Here is a 21537-nt window from a genome sequence, read left to right on the forward strand (position 1 = left end):
AGGAGAGAGTATGCTAGATCGTTATTATTGGAATGATACATTATCTTACTTACCAGAGTTAGTAGTTGCAATACTTGTACTTATTATTGGATTTATCGTGGCGAAAGTATTGGAAAATGCTACTCACAAATTATTAAGAAAGTTTCGGGTAAATGAACGATTAGGAAATACGAAGTCCAAATGGACCGTAGAGAAGGTTATTAGTAAGGTTGTATTTGTAATCGTGTTGATCTTAGCACTAGTTTTATTCTTTAATATATTGAATCTGAATTCGATGGCAGCACCACTCGTTTCCATGTATTCTGGATTGACTGGAGCTTTCTTGAATATATTGAAAGCTGCTTTGATTTTACTATTTGCTTGGGTATTAGCTACTGTCGTGAAAAAAGCAATACAAATGGCTGGATCAAAGCTCCATCTGAATAAATATTCGGAGAAGGCAGGAATCGACGCAAAACCTGAAGATCAGGCAAAGTGGACGGATACTGCAGCAAAGGTTGCGTATTATTTAATATTCCTTTTGTTCATTCCAGCAGTATTGAATGCATTAGGAATTAATGGATTAAGTGGACCTTTTGAAGGAATGCTCGCAAGTTTCTTTAACTTTATACCGAAGTTAATATCAGCTGCAATTGTATTTGCAATCGGTTGGTTTATAGCGAAACTAGTTCGAAACCTACTAGAAAAGCTATTACAATCAGCGGGAGCAGATCGTTTAGCAGATAAATGGAAACTATCCTCGTTTGTAGAGGGTACTAGTCTATCCAAAATTGTAGGCATTATAGCATTTGTTTTAATCATGATTCCAGTATCCATTACAGCGCTAGAGATATTAGATTTAGAAGGTATTTCTGGACCAGCTATTGCCATGTTGAATGATGTCATGACGATGCTACCGAAGATTTTCGTAGCAATTGTGCTCGTACTAGTTGGTATAGTTGCCGCTAAATGGGTGAAGGATATTGTTGTATCGTTACTAGAAAAATTAGGTGTGAATTCTATTTTTGGAAAAATGGGATTCCAATCTGCTAATGGAGCAGCACCTTCGTTTGCAACTTTAATAGGGACGATTGTGCAAGTCGTTATTATCTTGTTATTCGTTGTAGAGGCACTTCAATTATTAGAGTTAGACTTTATGGTGACACTTGCGACAGGAATATTTGCTTACTTGCCTTCCGTAATTGCAGCGATTATTATTCTAGCAGTAGGATTCTGGTTAGCTAGTTTAGCAGAAAAAATAGTTGGAAACGTGATGACACATTCATCTGGAACACCACATTTCCTTCGTTACGTAGCAAAATATGCAATCTTAGCATTTGCGTTTTTCATGGCATTAGACCAATTAGGTATTGCGGCTTCTATAATTAACGCAGCATTCATCCTGATTCTTGGAGGAGTAGCATTAGCGTTCGGGCTTGCATTTGGACTTGGAGGCCGTGAGCATGCTGCAAAATATTTAACGAAGATAGAAAGAAGTTTAAATGACGCAGAAGTTTCCAAAGAAAAATATCAACAAGAAAAAGAATCAATGAAAGAATCAATTAAAGAGAACTTTCAAGATCCTACTAAAGCAGAACAAAGCTTAAAAGGGACAAGCGCTCATATGGATGAAGTGAGTCCTATTCAGGAAGTGGATGTAAATGAAGTAAATCCGGCTCATGAGCAAGATTCACCAAGCACCGGTTATAATATCCCATCGACAGATGATCTTCATCCATTTGAAGACCTACCGCCGATAGACGATAGTAAAGACGAATAATAAGAATTGGCTTCAGCGGGAAATAATCTCGCTGGAGCTTTTTTTATGGTAGTCCGAAGTCTTTCAACCGTTTCATACGTGGATTCGACCGATTATCCGTGCGATTCAACCGATTTTCAGACAGATTCGACCGATTATCAGTAGTTACCGACCGATTCTTGAACTTATTCAACCGATTCACCCTTTTAAAATGGAAATTCTCTAACCGTGTAGGTCATCGATCAATTATCTTCTACCATCGATTGATTCATCTTTTTAGAGAGTCTTAATCTCCTCATATAATTAGTTATGATTTCTCTACTAATTATGTATAATAGTATTAAAGTATAAATATTCTTTATTTTCACAATATTCATACATATATATGTTTGAAAAGGGGGAGTAGCATGTTAGTTTCAGAGAGATTGGCATATTTAGCAAAGGAACAACCATCGAAAATCATTACTTCTTTTAAAGGTAGGGAGACAAGCTACGAAGATTTATTCGAGCAAGCTAAACGTCTTGCGGGATACTTTCAATCGAAAGGGTATGAGCAAGAAGACATCATAGCCGTGTATTTGATAAACTCAGATTATTTTTTGACGTGTTATTATGCCTGTCAGCTAGGTGGTTTCACGATTTTACCGATTAATACAAAGTTAACTGCACCGGAAGTAGATTATATAGTGACCCATTCTGAGGCAAAGGCCTTCATATATGATGCTCGTTTAAAGAATATATTAAACGACCTACCAGAAACGATGGATAGTTTCGAAGATGTTCTATGTTTAGGGCAGGAGGACACGCTACTCAGAGTATTAAATGATGAAAACTTATCATTTAATGAAGTAAAGGTGGATGCAAATACTACGACGGTCATCTTTTACACATCTGGTACGACTGGTAAGCCAAAAGGGGTTATGCTATCGGCAGCAAATGTTCGTGCGACCGCGAAACTTTACGTTGAAGCACTCGAATTAAACTCAACCGATCGTATGCAAATTGTAGCTCCTCTTTTTCATTGTGCAGCAAGTCATGTGTTTAGTATTCCAGTTATTTATGCTGGTGGAACTGTCGTTATTGAAGAAGGTTTTTCTCCAGAACAAACGATGGATACATTGGAGCAAGAGAAAATTACGGTCTTCTTTGGTGTGCCAGCGATGTATAGTATTTTATTGAATAGCTCTAAAATGGAAACGCTCGACTTATCTAATCTAAGATTATTTACATATGGTGCTGCTCCTATGCCATTTGAGTTAATCCGCAAAGTAAAATCACTATTCCCGGAAGTGAAAGTCCAAAATATATATGGGCAAACAGAAAACTCTCCAGCGGCAACAACATTGAAGGATCATTATGCCCTGGATAAAGTAGGATCTGTTGGAGAGCCAGTACCAGGCACACAGGTTCAAGTAGTAGATGAGCATGGCATTCCACTCTCTCCTCGTCAGGTAGGAGAAATTGTTGTAAAGGGTCCTCAGGTAATGAAGGGGTATTTAAAAAATGAGGAAGCTACGCGACAGGCAATTAGAGAAGGCTGGTTATATACCGGCGATTTAGGAAGCATGGATGAAGATGGTTTGTTATATATTGTGGATCGAAAAAAAGATATGATCATCCGCGGTGGGGAGAACGTATACCCAATAGAAGTGGAAGAGGTTCTTTATGAAATACCTGAAGTACTAGAAGCAGCTGTAATCGGTATCCCCCACAAGGTATATGGGGAGGTTCCAAAAGCGTTTGTAGTATTGAAAGAAGGCCAAGAACTGACCGCAGAAGATGTTTGGAATAAATGCTCGAAAAGTTTGGCTAAATATAAGCTACCAGTGGAGGTAGAATTTATAGATAGCTTACCACGCAATGCAAGTGGAAAAGTACTAAAAACTACATTACGAAACTAATAAAAGTGACATTCTACTTCTTAAAAGGAATAGAATGTCATTTTTTTTGTTTCTCCAAATAACTCGCTAGCTCGAGCTTGCAAAATTCATGTACAAGCGTGATCATTCAAATATAAAAAAGCTTTCGGAGAAAAAATCCGAAAGCTTTAGTGTATTGCATTATACAGCAATTACGATTTTCTTTTTCAGGAAACCAAGGGTTATAGCAGTAATAAAGGATCCCACGAGAATGGCGAATATATACATTAGTATATTTATCGCTCCCCCATCAACGAGGCCGATAACAAAAATTCCACCGTGAGGAGCCCGCAAGCCAATGTCAAACAGCATTACCAATGCACCGGTAACTGCGGCTCCGGCAACAGAAGCCGGGATAACGCGTGCCGGATCTGCTGCTGCAAACGGAATAACACCTTCTGTAATAAAGCTAGCACCGAGCACATAAGCTGTCTTGCCGGCTTCACGTTCAGTTTTTGTGAATTTATTTTTGAAAAGTGTGGTAGAAATCGCTACGCCGAGTGGCGGAACCATTCCTGCTGCCATGACAGTAGCAATGAAATTAAAGTTTTGTGCATCAAGCATAGCAATGCCGAATGTATAAGCGGCTTTATTGATAGGACCGCCCATATCAATAGCCATCATGCCCCCTAGAAGTAATCCGACAAGCACTAGATTAGTACCGCCGAGGCTTTCAAGAAAACTTGAAATGCCTGTATAGACTTTGGTCAATTCAGGATTGACTAACATCATGATTATTCCAGTAATGGCAATTGAAAACACGGGGAAGAACAATACGGGATTTAACCCTTCAAGTGAACTAGGAAGTCTTGAAAATACTTTTTTGACTAACAGCGTAACATAACCAGCGAGGAACCCGGCAATCAGTCCACCAAGAAATCCGGAACCACCACTTGCTCCTTCAACGCCTGTTACGGTAATAGCAAGCAGTCCGCCGACCATTCCAGGCGCAAATCCCGGTCGCTCAGCAATACTCATCGCGATAAATCCGGCTAGAACAGGCACCATTAGGAAGAAGGCATTGCCGCCACCAATGGTATTTAGCATAGCAGCGAATTCATTGTATTCAGGACTGTCAGGATTTGAAGCATTTATGCCCCAGAAAAACGATATGGCAATTAGAATACCCCCACCGACGACAAATGGTAGCATATTGGATACACCGTTCATTAAATGTTTGTAAAACCCGCCTTTGCCTTCACTAGAGGATGCTTCATCTTTTGATTTGTCATGCTTATAGATTGGTGCATCTTGGTTCACCGCTCGATTCAGTAAATCGTCTGTTTCGTAAATCGCTTTGCCGACAGCAGTCTGGATGACATGTTTTCCATCGAAACGAGCCATATCCACTTTGGTATCTGCTGCCACGATAATGGCTTCAGCTTCTGTAATTTCTGCTTCGGTTAGCCGATTTTTCACACCACTAGAGCCATTGGTTTCCACTTTCAGCGTAATACCAAGTTCTTTTGCGCGTTCATTGAGTTTTTCTGCCGCCATATAGGTATGGGCAATTCCTGTCGGACAGGCTGTAACCGCTAGAATCTTTTTAGCGGATGAACCAGGTACAGCCTTTTCTTCCAATGCATCTTCTGGCCCTTCGGCTTCCGCCTCTTTATCTGTAATCGCTTGCAAAACTTGCTGTTTCGAACTGGCTGCAAGAATACGTGAGCGGAATCTTTCATCCATTAAAAATGTCGCGAGTCTTGACAAGGCTTCCAGATGATCATCGTTGGCACCTTCAGAGGCTGCGATCATGAAAAACAGATGAGCGGGTTGGCCATCCAATGATTCATAGTCGAGGCCATGTTCAGATCTGCCGAATGCAATGGCTGGAGCTTTGACTGCTACTGACTTGGCATGAGGAATCGCTATACCTTCTCCGATACCTGTAGTACTCTGATTTTCACGCGCTAGGATATCCTTCAGGAACGCTTGTCGATCCACTAGTTTTCCGGCCTGTTCCAATTGTCCTGTCAACTCTTCAAGAACCTGTTGTTTTGAAGTGGCATCTAAATTCAGTATAATTGTTTCTGCTGTCAATAATTGTGTGATTTTCATCCTGTCACATCCTTTATCAGATTGGGGTGATTTCTACCTGTTTAAGTAATACTTCGACGCCTTGTTGATCGCATAAATCTGAACGGAAGGCAGTGGCGCTTCCGCTTGCAACACCGTAACGAAAAGCTATTTCAGGATCTTCGTCTTTTGAATAGGAAGCAATAAAACCAGAAACGAGCGAATCGCCTGATCCTACTGTATTGATGACAAGACCAATCGGCGCTTTTGCGCTTAAAGATAGATCTTTGGTAACAAGTAAAGCCCCGTCACCGCCCATTGAGACGATGACATGTTTGATGCCATTCTCCAAAAGCCTTTTAGCATAATAATGTGCATCATTTATATCGGTTATTTCGGTATCGAATAACTCCCCCAGTTCCTCTAGGTTCGGCTTGATCAAAAAGCAGGGTACTTTTGTCAGTTTTTTCAGCGCCGGACCGGAAGTATCAAGTACAAAATGCACTTCGTTCTCCATACAGATTTCAGCAAGGTCGAGAAAATAGCTAACTGGTATGGAATTAGGAAGACTGCCAGCAAGAATGAACCAATCTCCTTTTTTCATGGCTTTTACTTTATTTGTAAGAACCAGTAATTGTTGCTCCGTCAATTCTGGACCAGGTCCGTTTAATTCTGTTTCTTTATCTGACTTGATTTTTATATTTATCCGGGTTATTTGTGAAGTCTCAATAAAATCAGTATCTACCTCTTCTTTTTGAAGGAAATCTTCTATATATTTGCCCGTAAAGCCACCTGTAAATCCTAGTGCTTTGCTCTTAACACCAAGTCTGTTCAATACTCGTGAAACATTAATACCCTTACCGCCCGGATAGTAATACACCTCTTCTGAGCGGTTTAGTTTCCCGTTTTCGAAAGCAGGAAGGTAAACTGTATAATCGATTGATGGTGTGATTGTGCAAGTATAAATCATTCGTGCACCACCTTTACTGAAGTTTTTTTTCTGAAAATATCCAAAGTTTCTGTCGGTATACTATCGATAATTAGCATGGCGTTTTCTAGGTCCATGATTTTAGCAAAACTGACTTGATTGATTTTAGAATGATCAGCAAGCACAAAGGATTTTCTAGACAAGGAACTTGCCAATTGTTTGATCGCTGCTTCTTCAGGATCCGGTGTTGTATAACCGTATTCTTCATGAAGACCATTGACACCGAGAAAACAGATGTCAAAACGATAATTTTTTATAGCTTGTACCGTTTGAGAACCGACAAAAGCACTCGTTTTCGACTTATACAATCCTCCGGTCAAATAAGTTTTAATGCCATATTCGTTTAATGCATCAACGAGATTAAGTCCATTAGTTACGACAACCAGGTCTTTGTTCTCAAGAAATGGAATCATTTGAAAAGTAGTAGTACCAGCATCTAAAAAGATGCTGTCTCCTTTTTTGATCAGTTCTGCGGCGGCTTGTGCGACTTGGACTTTCTCGGAAAGATTCTGCGTAGATTTTTCCGTTAAGCTTTGTTCTTTTAGAATGTGCCCGGTCAGAATAGCGCCACCAAAGACACGTTCAAGTTTTTGCTGGCTTTCAAGTTCAGTTAAATCTCTTCGAATTGTCGATTCGGAAGCTGCTGTTTCTTCTACCAACTCTTGAATTTTCACTGTTCGTTTTTTTTCTAGTTTTTTTAAAATATAAGCGTGTCGCTCATTTGTTAGCAAGTAATCACCCGCTTTCTTAAATAGAGTTATATTCCTGTTAAAAATAATATTACTTGAAATATCAATCAAAATCAATCATAAACAATCACATTCATTCAAAGTCAGTCACTTATTTTTAAAAGCAGTTAAAAATCAAATCAAAAAATAAATAGAAATACAAAAATACCCCAGTTCCTAATGATTTGAGGCATTTTTGTAATAGCATTGTTGCTTTTTTAAAAATAACTACGGATAATCTGCCACCTTTATGGAAGCTTACCCTAAGCATTTAGCTACTGAGCAGTGACAAGTAACTACATTAGATTTTTATGCCGCCTATGAAAAAGTAATATCTTATGCCAATTCCAATCACTTAGAGGTAGAGGATACATATTATTGTGTTTTACTAGAAGTGTACGGAGAATGTATGATTGATTTTTACGTTTCTTTAAAAGAACAGGGTGATGAATGATAATTGTGGAAAACCACTTCTTTCTTCCTAAAGAAGAGGAAGTGAATTTTCAAAGCTATTTTGCTGTGGATAATTTACTTATGACTAGAGTAAACGATAATTCTAATGAACAATTACAAGTGAAGTATTGGGAACTATTTGATTATATGAAGCAGCATAGTATGATTCAAAAAAACGCCTGTTTTCGTGCAGTTTCAAAAGACAAACCATGACCAAACATATAAGGAGATGAGTTTAGGTGTTATTTGAGAAGTGTTATTCAATATATAAATACGGAATGTAGTTGAAAAGGAGGAAAAAGTATGTCCACTAAATATCGAGGAAATCTACAAATAGAGAAGAAAGTAATCGATAATGTCACTTTATCCTATTTAAAATTTCAAACACCTAAAGAGAATAAAGGGAATATTATTTGTTTCTTTATATTGTTATTATATATTATTGGATTGTTTCCGATAATAGGAGAAACCTTCTCAGTAACATTTTTTTTAGCTGCAATTATTCCTACAGTTATTATCTCAGTATGGGCAATAATATATTTAATTGATCCCTATAAATATGAGAAGTCCTATTATTTGTTTTTTGGCATTTACGGGGTAGTAAATACGTTTGTTTATTTTTTATGTATTGTCAAGTTGTTATATCTTGATATGAAGGTAGAAGGAAAAGTTCCTTTTATCCTTACCATGTTATTATTCATTATATTATTAGTAGGAGTAAATGTATTAAATATAAAAGCACTGAATTCAGGAACATATCACAAATTACAAAATATGAGGAGTATTAATGTAGCGTGGGTATCTATTGGTGCACTAGGGTATCTTATAGGTCAGTTTTTACTAACATTTATTTATACTGACTCCGCTTTATATACTCTATTTATAGTGTTAATTTCCTTATTGTCGATTCTAACTGCATATTTTACTGTTTATATTCATCGTTATTTTTTTATCGATAAGAATATAGAATTAGTAAAGCAAGTATATCCGACTTTCGGATTACCATTGAGTGAGAGGTATACAAATAGCAAGAGGAAAAAAAAGAAAAAGGAAACTTAATCAATCTTCAGGTGGTGAATTTAAGAGGATTTAGGAAGGGAGCAACATTAGAAATCAACGATTTAAGAATGGTTGCTATGTATAAAAATATAGCACTCTTTTCCGTAAGCGGATAGAGTGCTTTATGTGTATAATAGTATTCCTTATGTATTTTCATGAAGTGTTTTGACATTTAACTTTTCTAATTGCGTTAAGTTAATCGTATAACTGTTTTCCGTCTCTACAAATACCCCGCCATCTACTCTATTTCTTTCAGCTGTACGGATATCTGTATTCGTTTCGAATATTAAGTTATGACCACCTTTAAACCTCAGGTAAAATTTATACTTTTTAAATTCACCAGCATTACGCAATATTCTCCCTCCTTTAACGGAGTATATCATTCGTATAGATAAAGGTTAATAGATATAAGAGAGTTTAAATGGGTATATAGTTTATGAGACTTAATGAGCATGTGTTTCTTATATATTTAATTAGGTGATATTACTTAAGTAGTATATAATGAAGGGATGCTGAAAATACTGTATTAGAGAATATAAAGGAGTTTGAATCATATGGGAAACAAAACAATAAAAACTGAATTGCCAGAGAACTACGAAGAACTAAAGAAAGCAGCCAATCGTACTGCAAGCTGGAAAGCACGTTATGACGCAGTTGTTGAACTAGGGAAGTACAATCATAGTCAAGTGAAAGATATTTTAAGAACTCGACTTGCAAACGATCCAGTTTACAAAGTACAAGAGGCTGCTTTCGAAAGCTTATTAGAATTTGGAGAAGAAGCCCAGTTACCGAAGCGTAAAAAATTCGAATTATTAAAAGGAGCAAACAAAGTGTTTGTTCGCGTTAAGAAGAGCTTACCAAAAGATCATACGTTTGAAGAGTTTTTAACGAAACTAAAAAGAATGCGTATCGATGTATATGATACGTATGAAGGCGACAAAGGCGACGAATTCAAGACTTGGTTAGAAAACGAATGGTCTAAGTTATAGTAATTTCATCTGTGAATCATCTGGAGCAATTGTCGACATAGACAATTGCTTTTTTTGAAAAGATAAGAAAGTATATAAAAATGTACCGTGTACACTGGATTCATGGGACTTGAAAGAATGAATAATACTATTGATTTGCGTTTCAGGTGGTGGAACAAAGGCTAAGAGCGCCACGTCGTGTGGCAACGCCTTCGTGACCAACATCCTGTTGGCCTCCGCGGGTGAGCAATGAGCCATCACCGTCGCTCCGCGTCGATGTGATGTCTCATCTGTCTCCCTCATCCCGCTGGAGTCGCCACCTTTCACTCCAATCAATAAAGTGAGTAGTACTCGATAAGAAGATTAGCAGAGCTTATCGCTAAGACGATAAGAGTAGACAAAGTTAATATAGTGATAAAATCGACTATTGAATAAATGAGGAAGAAATGAGATCTTCTTTTATATAGTAGTAATAAGAGAATTAGGAAGTGTTTACTAAATAAAGAAGTGAGATAGCGAACGAAATTCCATCTTCAGGCCCGCACGATGCGGGTCAGGCAGTCGTTGCGAAATGTTTTTTTATTTTGCGACGAGCTTTGCGCAGGAGCACCAAGATGTCGCGTAGTTAGACTGTCATCCTCTCTCCTCAATTATTAGGATAGTATCTTTTCTCTAGTTACCAAAAAAATGAACTAACCCGTTTCTAAAAGTTGTAGAAGGGCGACGGACAGTCAATAGCCATAAGATTACCTAGAAAAAAAGATGCTGGTCGTGACTTCAGTCACGACCAGCATCTTTAAAAAATCAAATGGTAATTATATAGCAATAAATCTGTACAAAGACCTTCGAAAACAGTAGAAACAGGTTTAGATCCTAGAGGACCGGGCGTTTTTTTGCCCGGTTTTTCTTAATGAAGAAGTGCATGAAAGCTAAATTAAGCGAGACTACTGATTTGCGTTCCAGGTGAGGTACAAAGGCTAAGAGCGCAACGTCTCAAAAGTAAGGCAATCTAAGTTCGCCGCGTCCTGCGGCAACGATTGCATAACCCACCTCCTGTGGGCATCAATGCCTTCGTGACCAACATCCTGTTGGCCTTCGCGGGCGATGGCGAGCCTCCTCAGTCAGGCGCTAAGCTTCTTCCCTCGGGGGTCTCGACTTTCTCACTTATCCCGCTGAAGTCGCCACCTTGCACTCCAATGAATTAAGTGAGTAGTACTCAACAATAAAATAGAGCATAGCTTATTGCTTAGATGATAAGAGTAGTCAAAGTTAATGTGGGGATTAAACCATCCGCTTGGTTAGGAATACTAATTTTTATGAGAGAAGAAAGTGGATATCCTTTTATTTGAGTCCCTTTCATCTTTACTTATTTTAAAATAGAACAGGTATACTTATGTGTTTTATGTCCAATTTACCGATTATATAAAGCGGATTTAAGTGATTGGAGCGCAGAGCGGCGACTCCAGTGGGAATAGCAAATGTTTTCTGCACCGAAAGCGAAGCGACAGGTGCACCGAGCTGAAGACCCTGGCCTGAGCATCGCGAGGGAAGCGGCTGAAGCCGTGCCCACGGAAAACGTCCGCTCGAAGCGGAAATCAGTAGTAAATCTACATTATTATTTTTGGAGGACCTGGCTTTTTATTACCTAGCTCTTCTTATATGAATATATAATTTATTATATATACTGTTAAAGATAATATCATTCTGTTATAAATACGGCTGATAATTGATTTGAAGTACGGCAAAAATAAGTAATGTTAATAAATATTCAAAATAGATTGACAGTTAATAGTGTAGCGCATATATTTTAAGTAGATAGCTACTATTGATGATGGGATTGGAGAGACAATGATGGGTAAATTATGGGTTACACCTGAAAAGCTACGTGCTTTGTTATGTGAGCTGGTTAGCTGGGATAGTATTACGCTAACAGAGGGGGAGCAAGCATTTGCCCCTAAATTAGTAGAAAAATTCAGAGAGTTACGCTACTTTCAAGACCGTCCAAGTCTTTTACAAATGCAGGATGCGGGACTTGGAAGACAAGTAGTAACTGCCCTGTATAAACATCCAGAAGCAACAGAAACGATCGTACTGATCAGTCATTTTGATACAGTTCAGACGGAAGAGTACGGTTCATTGGAGCCTCTTGCTTATTTTCCAGAGGAGTTAACCAAAAAATTAATGGAAAATCCAGAAGAACTACCAGAAAGTGCTCGTGCTGACTTGGAAACTGGTAAGTATTTGTTTGGTCGTGGCACAATGGATATGAAAATGGGACTTGCCTTACATATGCAGTTGATTGAAAAAGCGAGTGTCGAGCAATGGCCGATTAATCTAGTTTTGACTTCTGTTCCGGATGAAGAAGTCAATTCCGCTGGTATGCGCGCTGCGGTAACTCATTTAGTACGCATACGAGAGGAATTTGGATTGACGTACAAGTTATTTTTAAATAGTGAACCGTCATTTTCTCAAAATCCTACTGACATTGCAGAGTATATTTATACAGGAACGATTGGTAAAATCATGCCAGCAGCATTGTTTTATGGTAAGGAAACGCATGTGGGAGAACCGATGAAAGGCATGACTGCTAATTATATTGCATCATTTTTGACACAGCGAATGGAATGGAATGACTCTTTCCGTGAGACCGATCTTGGGGAAAGTACGCCGTTACCAGTTTCATTGCAACAAAAAGATTTGAAAATGTCTTATTCAACACAAACACCTTACCGAGCAGTAGCCTTATATAATGTGTTTTTACTGAAACGAACAGCCTCGGAAGTAATGGATTTGTTCGAGCAAGTTGCTGAAGATGCTATGCAAGCACTAAACGAAAATTATTCAATGATTTGTGAACGTGAACAAGTAACTGGGATTGGGTCAGTGAAAGTTTTACGCTATGAGGAACTGCTTACCTATGCAAATAAAAAATTAGGAACAGAACAAGTTGAGCAACTAAAACAACAAACACTGACAAATGAGCAATGGGATGACAGAGAAAAATCACTTCGTATTGTAGATGACCTGATGATCCAATGCCAAGAGCTAGCACCTGCGACAGTTATTCTATTTGCGCCACCTTACTATCCAGCAGTTAACACGTCTAAAGATACACTAATAGTAGAAATAGTGGCATTGATGAAACAATCAGCTCTATCATTTAATAATAAAGTGGATCAAATCCACTATTTCAATGGAATTTGTGATTTAAGCTATGTGAACTATGAGGATGAAGGTAAGGGCTGGACTGCATTTGAAAATAATACACCTGTATGGGGAGACACATACAGTATTCCATTTGACGATATGGCGGAGTTAAAAGGACCTGTTCTAAACGTTGGACCCTTCGGTAAAGACGCCCATCAAAAAACAGAACGACTCCATTTAGACAGTGCATTTGTAGAGATGCCAGTCATGTTAGAAACATTAATAAAAAGTTTGTTTTAAGCATACTAACAAGACTTCCTAAAAATGGGAAGTCTTTTCTATAAAGATAAAGTATATAAAATTGTACTGTTTACACTGTGTTTTATGGGCGAAAGAATAAATAAAAAATTAACAGGTGTTGTAAGAAAAAACCGAGCAAATAACGCCCGGAAACGCCATAAGATTACCGAAAAAAGGGATGCTGGTTGGTTGTGATGCACGTCACAACCAACCAGCATCTCTAAAAATTCAATCGGTAATCATATAGCAAAACGTCTGTCCAAAGCCCTTCAAATATGATAGAAACGGGTTTTGAACTAAAGGATTGGGCATGTGCCCGGTTTTACTAATTCGCATTGAACTTTCGATTAATTTCTCTAAAGGATGATATACTTATCAAGGGAGAAATTATCCAATCGTACTTTGGGTTCTTTCGTTGGAGAGAAGAAAATAAAAAATATCGACTATCACAAATATGTAATTTGTCGGACTTTTTTGTATGTTCATAAGTTTTTGTTTATAAACATGTTGAAAAAATAATGTTTTTTGGAGATAATAAAACTAATAGTTTTTTTACGATAGGAGTAATAGGATGGAAAAAACAATCAGAACAAATCTAGAACATAAAAGTAGAGCAAATGACTATGTGCATGAAGTATTCGAATTAGTAAAGGACAGAAATCAAGGCGAAAAAGAATTTTTACAGGCAACACGTGAAATTTTTGATTCACTAAGACCTGTATTTCTAAAGCACCCTGAATATATACATAATGGAATATTAGAACGTATTACGGAACCTGATCGAGTTATCACGTTTCGAGTGGCATGGGAAGATGACATTGGAAAAGTTCAGGTCAACCGTGGTTTCCGCGTTCAATTTAATAATAGCTTAGGACCTTATAAGGGTGGAATTCGTTTTCATCCGACAGTTAATAGTAGTATTATGAAATTTTTGGCCTTCGAGCAGACCTTTAAAAATGCTTTGACAGGACAGCCGATTGGTGCAGGTAAAGGTGGGTCCGATTTTAATCCAAAAGGAAAGTCAGAACGTGAAATAATGCGATTTACGCAAAGTTTTATAACCGAGTTAAGCAAATATATCGGTCCAGATATGGATGTACCTGCTGGAGATATAGGCGTAGGAAAGAGAGAAATTGGTTATATGTTCGGCCAGTATAATCGTTTAAAAGGTGGTTATGAGGCGGGAGTATTTACGGGGAAAGACCCAAATCACGGAGGAAGCTTAGGTAGAAAAGAGGCTACAGGTTACGGCACCGTCTATTTTGTAGAAGAAATGCTGAAGACGAAAAAAGATAGCTTTAAAGGGAAAAAAGTAGTCGTTTCCGGATCGGGGAACGTAGCAATATACGCAATGGAAAAGGCTATAGAGCTTGGGGCAATAGTGCTAGCATGTAGTGACTCTACTGGCTATATTTATGATCCTAAGGGTATTGACGTAGAAACGATTAAACAGTTAAAAGAATTTGATAGTCAACGTATTAAAGAATATACAAAGACTCATCCAAATGCTATCTATCATGATGGTTGCAAGGATATATGGTCGGTAGCCTGTGATATTGCTTTACCTTGCGCGACTCAAAATGAAATGGACAAAGATGATGCTATTTTGTTAATTCAAAACGGGGTAAAGGCAGTAGGGGAAGGCGCTAACATGCCTTGTACAGAAGAAGCCATTCTTGCCTTCCAAGCAAAAGGGGTTTTATTTGCCCCAGCCAAAGCTGCAAATGCTGGTGGAGTTGCTGTTTCTGCTATGGAAATGTCGCAAAATAGTATGCGCTTGTCGTGGACGGTTGAAGAAGTTGATGAAAAGTTGAAGGCTGTGATGAAGAATATATACACTAGCTGCTTTAATGCTGCAGAAAGTTACGGACATCCAGGTAATTTTGTAATAGGAGCAAATATAGCTGGATTCCTTAAAGTAGCGGACGCAATGGTTGCGCACGGAATTCATTAATAAGAAAAAGGAGCAGTTCATTGAACTGCTCCTTTTTCCTATTTGATAGATGAATGAATAATATTTAAATGACCCGTTTCCACTGGGTTCATAAAACTATAAATATGAATAATCCGACTGATTTCCGTTACATGTTGAGAACAAAGGCTAAGGGGGCCACGTCTCAAAAGGAAGGCAATCTAAGATCGCCGAGTCCTGCTGCAATCCTGTTGGCCTCCGCGGGCGAGGCCAAGCCTCCTCAGTCAGGCGATTTGCTTCTTCCCTGCGGGGTCTCGACTTTCTCGCTTATCCCGCTGGAGTCGCGCCACATTTCACTCCAATCAATTAAGTGAGTAGTACTCAACTATTAGATAGAGCATAGCTTCCCGCTTAGATAATAATAGTAGTCAAAGGTAATATAGGGATTAAACGGTCTTTTTAATTGGGCTATTATTCTGTAATGTAGAAAGTGGATTTTCTTTTATCTAAGTCCCTTTCAGCCTTACTTATTTTAAGAGAAAACATGTATATTTAAGTGGATTAATATCCAACCATATAAAGTGGGTATAGTTGATTGGAGCGCAGAGCGGCGTCTCCAGTGGGAATAGCGCGAGCTGAAGACCCTGGACTGAGCATCGCGAGGGAAGCGGCTGAAGCCGTGCCCACGGAAAGCGTCCGATCGGAGCGGAAATCATTAGATCGCTAAATTCTTTAAAGTATTTACCACTCTTTAACAAAAGGAGCAGTTCTCTAAATTGAGAACTGCTCCTTTTGTTTGTTTACTTAAATTTTAAATTTACCTACGATCTGTTTTAACTGTTGTGCAATTTCATTTGTTTCATTTGAACTGATCGCAATTTCATCAATGGAAGCAGTTGTTTCTTCTGTTGCTGCTGAAATAGTTGTAGTAACCTCTTCAATCCCTCTTATCGACTCGGTAAGCTGATTGATCAATTCTACGACCCGTTTCGAATTATCTGCCTCTGTAGTTGTCATCTCTGAAATCATCGATATCTCTTCGACGGTTTTTGCAACTGCTGTCGAAATATCACTTAATGATTGAGATGTTTGAAGGACAGTGGAAGAGCCTGTTTCGATTAATTTCGTACTTTCTTTTGTAGAGTCCACTACTAGCTTAATACTTTCTGTAATGTCCTTAATTATTGATTCGACTTGACCTACTTCTGTATTTGATTGTTCAGCTAGTTTTCTAACTTCCTCGGCTACTACTGCAAAACCTTTACCGTGTTCACCAGCGCGAGCTGCCTCAATCGAAGCGTTAAGTGCTAGTAAATTAGTTTGTGCTGCAATTGCTGAGATAGAGCCAGTAATTTGTTGAATCTTTGTTGTAGCCTCATTTAGACGTCCTATTGTTTCACTTGTTTCAATAGAAGCAGATCGGATTTTATCCATATCACGACTAATTTCACTCGCACGAGTTAGGCCTTCTTCGGCAGTTTGCATCGTTGTTTTGGAATTTATCACACTTGTATCTGCACGTTCTTTTGAAATTTGTAAGTCTTGTGCTAGATTTTTCAAGATATCGGAGGATCGTTCTGCTGTAAGCGTTCCGTCCGACACTGATATGGCAGTTTCACTCATATTAGTTGATATCTGATGTGCTGCATCTTTCATTTCATTTAGGGAAATAGAGTTGTTCTCCACATTATTCGTTAATTGAACGGAAGTTGTTTGAATCGTTCCGATAATATCTCGTAAGTTAGACGCTAATGTATTCAATGTTCTACTTAAATCCCCAACCTCATCTTTACTTGTGAAATGCGTGTCTTGTACTGTTAAATTACCTTTTGCAATTTCACCAGCATGTGCTATAAGTGCTGAAAGTGGCTTCGTTTTTCTTCTTATTAAATATAGTGTAACTAATGATGCTAATATTAAGGGAATTAAGCTAATAAGTATTCCTCCACTAACAACATCCCAAGTACGGTCTTTAACAATAGATGCGTCAAAATCAATGACGCTAATTGCGATAATACTCTTAGAAGGATCATGATCTTCAAAAATAGGTGCATAGCCAGAAAGTCTTTCTAATCCAGCGGACTCATAAGCCTCAGAGTATGTAGCGTGTTTCATTTCTATTAACATTGCAATGGCTTCCTCATCTATATAATACTGATCCCCAGCCTTAAAGCCATGTTCCTTTAAATTGTCATCCATAGCGAGTAACTTACCATCTAAATCTAATATGTACTGTGTTTCAAAAATATCTTTATGGGCAATCGTCCAATTTAGTTGCTGACCAACTTTATCAATGGCTGAAGTATCCCCAGCAATAATCTTTTTAACATCATCAGGTTGAATCAATCCAGTAGTAATATTGGCGCACCCATAAGCTTCAATACCAGCTGCCTTGTACAGTTCGTCATACGCAGTATTGTAAGTGGCAACCGATGTGATTACTAGCATCGATGCAATTATCCCTACAATGATCATTCCTAAATGCATAGTTAAAGTATTTTTCATTTTAAACTCTCTCCTGTCTAACTTTCCAAAAACATATATAACATATTTATACCATAAAGAGAGGTAGAAAAGATACAGTTTTATCAGTAAACAAAACGGGTATATATAACCAATTAAATACCAGGTGTTAACTATTGGCCGTGGTTTAGATGTTGAAAATAATCGAATTGTGACAGTAATTAGAACTAAAACATGTATAGTAGATTCTGACTAAGAGAGTTTATTACATAAAGTCTGTAACGTTAATGTTACACAACTGTAAAATTAGTTTTGATTAAGAGATGTTAGTATGGGTATAGAGAAATTTTCAGAACACATTTTGGTTTAAATTTTTCAATACACATCTTTGGAGGAACATAATATTGACTTCTTTGTTTAAGAAAATCATTACCATCTTTAGTTTAACTGTAGTTTTAGCCGCGGGAACATTTGCAGGAAATACAGAAGCAGCAAGCACTGTAGCATCCACTGAAATAGTATCTAGTGCGAAAAGTTTAGTAGGAATTAAATATCGTTATGGTGGGACAACGAAGGCTGGTTTTGATTGTTCAGGTTATATCGGATATGTTTATAAAAGTAAAGGCGTAAACTTACCAAGAACTGCAGCAGGAATGTACAACAGTGGGGTAACTGTTAAAAAAGCAAATTTAACAGTGGGAGATTTAGTTTTCTTCAATACATCTGGTAAAGGCGTATCTCATGCTGGAATATACATAGGTAGTGGTAAATTCATCCATGCTTCATCCTCTAAAGGCGTTCGAATTGATAAATTAAATGATCCTTATTACTGGGGTAAAAAATACGTTGGTGCTAAAAGAGTAGCAACAGTAACAGTAGCAAAAAAATAATCCTAAAATTAAAAACCGTTTCAGCGATTTGCTGAAACGGTTTTTTAAAGTTAATATTGAGTGATTTTGATGGTATTTAGTATAGGTTTTATATATATGTATATCATAATTAGATAAAATGTTTAAAATTTTTTGAAAATAATATTTAAAAAGGTATTTCTAATTTCTGCAAAAGTAGTATAATTGCATATAATATATTGCATGTTTAAAATTGATGCAATTTACTAATATTAATTGATTGGGGAAACACACTATGAATAGTCTAAAAATTCAATTTACTAAAAATGAAATGAAAAATGAAAAAACTCCAGCAGAGCAACTCGTGTTTGGAACCAAATTTACAGATCATATGTTTATCGTTGATTATACAGCAGGAACAGGTTGGCACGATCACCGCATCATCCCTTATCAGCCACTTGCATTAGATCCATCTGCATCTATATTACATTATGGACAAACGATTTTTGAAGGAATGAAAGCTTATCTATCAGAGGATGGTATCGTTCGCTTGTTCCGTCCAGAACAAAACATGAAACGTATGAATATTTCGGCTGATCGCCTCAGCATGCCGCCAATAGACGAAAGGTTAGCTATTGAGGCTTTAAAACAGCTAATTGAAATTGATAAAGAGTGGATTCCTAAGGAGCCAGGAACATCTCTTTATATCAGACCTTTTATGATTGCAACAGAAGCTCATCTTGGAGTATCCGCTTCTAAAACATATAGCTTCATTATCATCATGTCGCCGGTTGGCTCTTATTATAAAGAAGGAATTCATCCAGTGAAGATATTAGTGGAAAGTGAATATGTTCGGGCAGTTGCCGGTGGAACAGGAACAGCTAAAACCGCTGGTAACTATGCATCTAGCTTAAAAGCACAAGAGGTTGCGGATCGTGAAGGGTACGCTCAGGTACTTTGGTTAGATGGGTTAGAGAGAAAATACATTGAAGAAGTAGGAAGCATGAATGTATTTTTCAAAATTGACGGAGAGGTAGTTACTCCAGCTTTAAATGGAAGTATTTTAGATGGAATTACGAGAAAATCTATCATTGAATTATTAAAACACTGGGATGTTCCAATTACAGAACGTAAAGTTTCAATGGAAGAAATTCGTGAAGCTTACTTGAACGGTAAACTGGACGAAGCTTTCGGAACAGGAACTGCAGCTGTTATTTCACCGATCGGAGAGCTACGCTGGAAAGGTGAGTTATTCTTCGTGAATAACGGTGAAACAGGAGAGCTTTCCCAAAAATTATATGATACATTAACTGGAATTCAACGTGGTATTATCGAAGATCCGTTTGGCTGGGTAGTTGAGTTATAAAAATAATATATAACATGTCGCTTCTCTTCATCGAGAGGCGATCATTTTGTTTAAATAGAACGGAGAATTGCGATGAAACCACTAATTGGTATTTGTGCAAACTATTTATCAGATGACACAGCAGGTTTGGCAGCTGGTATAGGCGCAAAAAATCAAGAATGGCAAATGCTTGCAGATGATTATATTGTTGCTATTGAGCGAGCAGGAGGAGTACCAGTAATATTGCCAGTCACAAAAGATATAGAAACTTTGACCCCTCTGCTAGAAAAGTTAGATGGAATATTATTTTCAGGGGGCTCTGATATTGACCCTAATTTGTATGGTGAATACCCTATATTTGGTTTAGGATTTATTGAACCAAGAAGAGATTTACATGAACTTAAACTTGCTCAGAAAGTGTTAACGGAAATGAATATTCCAGTTTTTGGTATATGTCGTGGAATGCAGTTGCTCACAGTAGCAACTGGCGGTACATTATACCAGGATTTAGCATCTCAAAAACCAGAAGGAATCAATCATTCCGTGCCAAAAGCAATTAAACATCACTCATTCCATCCAGTGCAAATTGAAAATGGCTCTATATTAAATAGTATTTTTGAAAGTGTTGAACTGAGAGTAAATAGTTTCCATCACCAGGCAGTAAAAGAGCTAGGTAAAGGGTTTAAATCTACTATGACTGCTCCTGATGAAATTATAGAAGGAATGGAATGGGAAGAGTCGAGCCGATTTGTTGTAGCCGTTCAATGGCATCCGGAAATGATGGAAGGACAAGTTGATACAGTGCGTCCGATTTTTAATGCTTTCATTGAGGCAAGTAAAATGAATGCCGGGGCTATCGAATTAGTCCCAACCCAAGAAATAATAGCATAATAATTGTATAGAAATCCTTCCTATGTCAAAGTATATTGACGATGGAAGGATTTTTCTACTTCCATTTGAATGTTATCGCAGTAAACATTATAACTTTCCATCTTTAGTTCAGGATAATTTTTTATCAAACTAGGTAATAAATATGTATTTATATAAGTAGGTTTGCCCTTTTTTTCATCCACATAAAACGGATAGGAACTATATGGGTAATTCTCCAACTTAACTGAAATTGTTCTTTGTGAATATAGATGATTTTGATGTATATACTTGCTCACTTTTAATAATTCCTTTGGGTCAGAAATCAGATTAGTGTAATATCTAGTTTCATATAATTGACCGTTGTATTTGTACTTTCGCTTAAAATAATCGGAGTATTGCATATTAATAAAAATTAACACTTCCGAAAGTGGAACTTTAGGAGAACGTATAAGTAAATGATAGTGGTTATTCATAATACTATAAGCAATGATTGTAAAGGAGTAAATGGTATTTGCCTGCCCGAGCGTATGAGTAAAGAACTTGAAATCCCCTTTAGTAATAAAAATTGGTTGTTTATTATTACCACGCATCGTAATATGATAAAAAACTTCTGGTTGCCAAACCTTTCGGATATTGTCCATAAGAACTTCCCCTCCTCTATATTGACAACACCATATAATAAAATACAACAAACAACAATTGTCACAATTCATTATTATAAACAACAATTCCATTCTTGATTCAAAAATGCTATCAAAATTCAATTTTCACCCGATAATAGCC

18 protein-coding genes are annotated in these 21537 nt (G+C 37.5%); 10 read left to right on the forward strand and 8 right to left on the reverse strand.

All coding sequences use genetic code 11. The features are described from left to right. Window positions 1–10 precede the first annotated feature (10 nt). Entirely contained in the window at window positions 11–1759 is a 1749-nt protein-coding gene (locus tag LDK52_RS10675) for a mechanosensitive ion channel (RefSeq protein ID WP_277585951.1), read from the forward strand. Window positions 1760–1802: 43 nt separating this feature from the next. On the opposite strand, the gene LDK52_RS10680 is transcribed toward LDK52_RS10675, so the two are convergent. After that, window positions 1803–1931, reverse strand: a complete 129-nt coding sequence (locus tag LDK52_RS10680) for a hypothetical protein (protein ID WP_277585952.1) — start codon at window positions 1929–1931, stop codon at window positions 1803–1805. A 214-nt stretch (window positions 1932–2145) separates the two neighbouring features. On the opposite strand from LDK52_RS10680, the gene LDK52_RS10685 reads away from it, so the two are divergent. Next, window positions 2146–3639, forward strand: coding sequence for a class I adenylate-forming enzyme family protein (locus LDK52_RS10685; RefSeq protein ID WP_277585953.1), 1494 nt, complete (start codon window positions 2146–2148; stop codon window positions 3637–3639). 159 nt (window positions 3640–3798) lie between these two features. Here the strand turns inward: LDK52_RS10685 and LDK52_RS10690 are convergent, their stop codons facing one another. The 3 genes from LDK52_RS10690 to LDK52_RS10700 are packed head-to-tail and all read right to left on the reverse strand — an operon-like array spanning window position 3799 to window position 7392. Further along, window positions 3799–5715, reverse strand: a complete 1917-nt coding sequence (locus LDK52_RS10690; RefSeq protein WP_277585954.1) for a PTS fructose transporter subunit IIABC — start codon at window positions 5713–5715, stop codon at window positions 3799–3801. Between the two features lie 16 nt (window positions 5716–5731). After that, window positions 5732–6643 carry a 1-phosphofructokinase gene (gene pfkB, locus LDK52_RS10695; RefSeq protein ID WP_277585955.1) on the reverse strand — a complete coding sequence of 304 codons (912 nt, stop codon included), beginning with the start codon at window positions 6641–6643 and terminating at the stop codon, window positions 5732–5734. Beyond that, window positions 6640–7392, reverse strand: a complete 753-nt coding sequence (locus LDK52_RS10700) for a DeoR/GlpR family DNA-binding transcription regulator (protein ID WP_277586084.1) — start codon at window positions 7390–7392, stop codon at window positions 6640–6642. Before LDK52_RS10700 ends, pfkB begins: the two co-directional genes overlap by 4 nt. Before the next feature lie 447 nt (window positions 7393–7839). Here LDK52_RS10700 and LDK52_RS10705 point away from each other — a divergent pair, with 447 nt between their 5' ends. Together LDK52_RS10705 and LDK52_RS10710 are read left to right on the forward strand one after the other, a co-directional pair. Next, complete coding sequence (locus LDK52_RS10705; protein WP_277585956.1) at window positions 7840–8055, forward strand: hypothetical protein; 216 nt, start codon at window positions 7840–7842, stop codon at window positions 8053–8055. Between the two features lie 90 nt (window positions 8056–8145). Next, window positions 8146–8901 carry a hypothetical protein gene (locus LDK52_RS10710; RefSeq protein ID WP_277585957.1) on the forward strand — a complete coding sequence of 252 codons (756 nt, stop codon included), beginning with the start codon at window positions 8146–8148 and terminating at the stop codon, window positions 8899–8901. Between the two features lie 143 nt (window positions 8902–9044). Here LDK52_RS10710 and LDK52_RS10715 read toward each other — a convergent pair whose 3' ends face one another. Beyond that, the gene (locus LDK52_RS10715) at window positions 9045–9254 is read right to left on the reverse strand and encodes a hypothetical protein (protein WP_277585958.1); all 210 of its coding nucleotides are present in this window, start codon (window positions 9252–9254) and stop codon (window positions 9045–9047) included. 201 nt (window positions 9255–9455) lie between these two features. Between LDK52_RS10715 and LDK52_RS10720 the strand changes: the two genes are divergently transcribed. Then, window positions 9456–9890, forward strand: coding sequence for a HEAT repeat domain-containing protein (locus LDK52_RS10720; protein WP_277585959.1), 435 nt, complete (start codon window positions 9456–9458; stop codon window positions 9888–9890). Here LDK52_RS10720 and LDK52_RS10725 read toward each other — a convergent pair. Next, complete coding sequence (locus tag LDK52_RS10725) at window positions 9885–10094, reverse strand: hypothetical protein (protein WP_277585960.1); 210 nt, start codon at window positions 10092–10094, stop codon at window positions 9885–9887. The two genes, LDK52_RS10720 and LDK52_RS10725, sit on opposite strands and share 6 nt — an antisense overlap. Window positions 10095–11717: 1623 nt before the next feature. Here LDK52_RS10725 and LDK52_RS10730 point away from each other — a divergent pair. Both LDK52_RS10730 and gdhA read left to right on the forward strand, forming a co-directional pair. Beyond that, entirely contained in the window at window positions 11718–13316 is a 1599-nt protein-coding gene (locus LDK52_RS10730) for a M20/M25/M40 family metallo-hydrolase (RefSeq protein ID WP_277585961.1), read from the forward strand. Between the two features lie 571 nt (window positions 13317–13887). Next, the gene (gdhA, locus tag LDK52_RS10735) at window positions 13888–15270 is read left to right on the forward strand and encodes an NADP-specific glutamate dehydrogenase (RefSeq protein WP_277585962.1); all 1383 of its coding nucleotides are present in this window, start codon (window positions 13888–13890) and stop codon (window positions 15268–15270) included. A 762-nt stretch (window positions 15271–16032) separates the two neighbouring features. Here gdhA and LDK52_RS10740 read toward each other — a convergent pair. After that, window positions 16033–17733, reverse strand: a complete 1701-nt coding sequence (locus LDK52_RS10740; RefSeq protein WP_277585963.1) for a methyl-accepting chemotaxis protein — start codon at window positions 17731–17733, stop codon at window positions 16033–16035. Between the two features lie 362 nt (window positions 17734–18095). Here LDK52_RS10740 and LDK52_RS10745 point away from each other — a divergent pair, with 362 nt between their 5' ends. The 3 genes from LDK52_RS10745 (at window position 18096) to LDK52_RS10755 (ending at window position 20775) form a co-directional block, all read left to right on the forward strand. Then, the gene (locus tag LDK52_RS10745; RefSeq protein WP_277585964.1) at window positions 18096–18581 is read left to right on the forward strand and encodes a C40 family peptidase; all 486 of its coding nucleotides are present in this window, start codon (window positions 18096–18098) and stop codon (window positions 18579–18581) included. A gap of 253 nt (window positions 18582–18834) precedes the next feature. Next, on the forward strand, window positions 18835–19905 hold the full coding sequence (locus LDK52_RS10750; RefSeq protein WP_277585965.1) for a branched-chain amino acid aminotransferase: 1071 nt from the start codon (window positions 18835–18837) through the stop codon (window positions 19903–19905). Window positions 19906–19977: 72 nt separating this feature from the next. Continuing rightward, the gene (locus tag LDK52_RS10755) at window positions 19978–20775 is read left to right on the forward strand and encodes a gamma-glutamyl-gamma-aminobutyrate hydrolase family protein (RefSeq protein WP_277585966.1); all 798 of its coding nucleotides are present in this window, start codon (window positions 19978–19980) and stop codon (window positions 20773–20775) included. Between the two features lie 20 nt (window positions 20776–20795). On the opposite strand, the gene LDK52_RS10760 is transcribed toward LDK52_RS10755, so the two are convergent. Further along, window positions 20796–21395 carry a transposase gene (locus tag LDK52_RS10760; protein ID WP_277585967.1) on the reverse strand — a complete coding sequence of 200 codons (600 nt, stop codon included), beginning with the start codon at window positions 21393–21395 and terminating at the stop codon, window positions 20796–20798. Between the last annotated feature and the right edge of the window lie 142 nt (window positions 21396–21537).

The organism is Psychrobacillus antarcticus (assembly GCF_029533155.1).
Lineage (GTDB): Bacteria > Bacillota > Bacilli > Bacillales_A > Planococcaceae > Psychrobacillus > Psychrobacillus antarcticus.

Coding starts and splice junctions, on each gene's coding strand:
- LDK52_RS10755 (WP_277585966.1), top strand. CDS start 19,978: ATGAAACCACTAATTGGTATTTGTGCAAACTATTTATCAGATGACACA.
- LDK52_RS10760 (WP_277585967.1), bottom strand. CDS start 21,395: ATGGACAATATCCGAAAGGTTTGGCAACCAGAAGTTTTTTATCATATT.
- LDK52_RS10740 (WP_277585963.1), bottom strand. CDS start 17,733: ATGAAAAATACTTTAACTATGCATTTAGGAATGATCATTGTAGGGATA.
- LDK52_RS10725 (WP_277585960.1), bottom strand. CDS start 10,094: ATGTTGGTCACGAAGGCGTTGCCACACGACGTGGCGCTCTTAGCCTTT.
- LDK52_RS10675 (WP_277585951.1), top strand. CDS start 11: ATGCTAGATCGTTATTATTGGAATGATACATTATCTTACTTACCAGAG.
- LDK52_RS10720 (WP_277585959.1), top strand. CDS start 9,456: ATGGGAAACAAAACAATAAAAACTGAATTGCCAGAGAACTACGAAGAA.
- LDK52_RS10750 (WP_277585965.1), top strand. CDS start 18,835: ATGAATAGTCTAAAAATTCAATTTACTAAAAATGAAATGAAAAATGAA.
- LDK52_RS10685 (WP_277585953.1), top strand. CDS start 2,146: ATGTTAGTTTCAGAGAGATTGGCATATTTAGCAAAGGAACAACCATCG.
- LDK52_RS10690 (WP_277585954.1), bottom strand. CDS start 5,715: ATGAAAATCACACAATTATTGACAGCAGAAACAATTATACTGAATTTA.
- gdhA (WP_277585962.1), top strand. CDS start 13,888: ATGGAAAAAACAATCAGAACAAATCTAGAACATAAAAGTAGAGCAAAT.
- pfkB (WP_277585955.1), bottom strand. CDS start 6,643: ATGATTTATACTTGCACAATCACACCATCAATCGATTATACAGTTTAC.
- LDK52_RS10710 (WP_277585957.1), top strand. CDS start 8,146: ATGTCCACTAAATATCGAGGAAATCTACAAATAGAGAAGAAAGTAATC.
- LDK52_RS10705 (WP_277585956.1), top strand. CDS start 7,840: ATGATAATTGTGGAAAACCACTTCTTTCTTCCTAAAGAAGAGGAAGTG.
- LDK52_RS10730 (WP_277585961.1), top strand. CDS start 11,718: ATGATGGGTAAATTATGGGTTACACCTGAAAAGCTACGTGCTTTGTTA.